The 1,522-nt window shown below is 44.7% G+C and carries 1 protein-coding gene; it reads left to right on the forward strand.

The features are described 5' to 3' along the window. Positions 1-1,522 (forward strand): efflux RND transporter permease subunit (locus IQR33_RS33210; protein WP_228013919.1); only part of this gene is annotated, 1,522 nt, incomplete at both ends.

Consider the following 1,522-nt stretch of genomic DNA (forward strand, 5'->3'; position numbering starts at 1 on the left):
ATAGGTGCAATCATTCGATGGTCTATCAATAATCGCTTTTTGGTATTGGTAGCGACTTTTGCTTTAGTCTTTGGCGGATTATATAGCGTAAAGAATACTCCAGTTGACGCTCTTCCTGATCTATCTGATGTACAAGTGATCATAAAAACAAGTTATCCAGGTCAGGCACCCCAAGTGGTGGAAGACCAAGTCACGTATCCGCTGACAACGGCTATGCTTGCGGTTCCTGGCGCTGAAACTGTTCGTGGATATTCGTTCTTTGGTGATTCTTACGTCTACATCATTTTTAATGATGATACCGATATGTACTGGGCTCGCTCGCGAGTGCTCGAATATTTAAGTCAAGTTGCACCAAAACTTCCTCCAAGCGCTAAACCAACACTAGGTCCAGATGCGACAGGTGTGGGCTGGGTTTACAGTTATGTTTTACAAGATAAAACTGGCAAGCATGACCTTGCTGAACTGCGTAGCTTACAAGATTGGTTCTTAAAATATGAGCTACAAACCGTAGACGGGGTTTCAGAAGTAGCGACCGTTGGTGGTATGGTTAAGCAATACCAAGTGCAAATCGATCCTGCCAAGCTACGTGCTTATGACCTAACTCTGCAACAGGTCAATATGGCTATTCAAAATGGTAACCAAGAAAGTGGCGCGTCTGTAGTGGAAGTTGCAGAAGCTGAACACATGGTACGAACCACTGGCTACTTGTCTAGTATCTATGACATTAAAGCGCTACCTCTCAAGGTAAGTAAAAAGGGATCTCCCCTATTATTAGGTGACGTTGCTGATATTGAACTCGGACCACAGATGAGACGAGGAATCTCTGAATTAAATGGAGAGGGCGAAGCCGTAGGTGGCGTAATTGTCATGCGTTTTGGAGAAAACGCAAGCGAAGTGATCAGTAATGTTAAGGATAAGCTAAACGAGCTTCAACGTAGCTTGCCTGATGGCGTTGAGATAGTGGCTACTTACGATCGTTCTACGTTAATTAATGCAGCGGTTGAGAACCTTTGGAAAAAGCTTGCAGAAGAGTTCATTGTTGTCGCTATTGTATGTGCGTTGTTCCTATTCCATATTCGGTCTTCGCTCGTTATCGCATTGAGTCTCCCTGTCGGTATTTTAGGGGCCTTTATTGTCATGCATTGGCAAGGTATCAACGCCAATATCATGTCGCTAGGAGGGATTGCAATCGCGATCGGTGCAATGGTAGACGGTGCTATCGTTATGATAGAAAACGTACATAAGCATATTGAACGGACGCCATTGACTGACAAAAACCGATGGCAAGTGATTGGTGATGCGGCGCAAGAGGTTGGTGCACCGTTGTTCTTCTCGCTACTGATTATCACGCTAAGCTTTGTTCCTGTATTCGCATTGGAAGGTCAAGAAGGCAAGATGTTCTCGCCACTCGCCTTTACTAAAACTTATGCAATGGCGGCAGCAGCAGGCCTTGCTATTACGTTAGTGCCAGTGCTCATGGGATATCTTATTCGCGGTAAAATATTACCAGAGAACAAGAACC

It is taken from the genome of Vibrio sp. OPT46 (assembly GCF_015163535.1).
GTDB lineage: Bacteria > Pseudomonadota > Gammaproteobacteria > Enterobacterales > Vibrionaceae > Vibrio > Vibrio alginolyticus.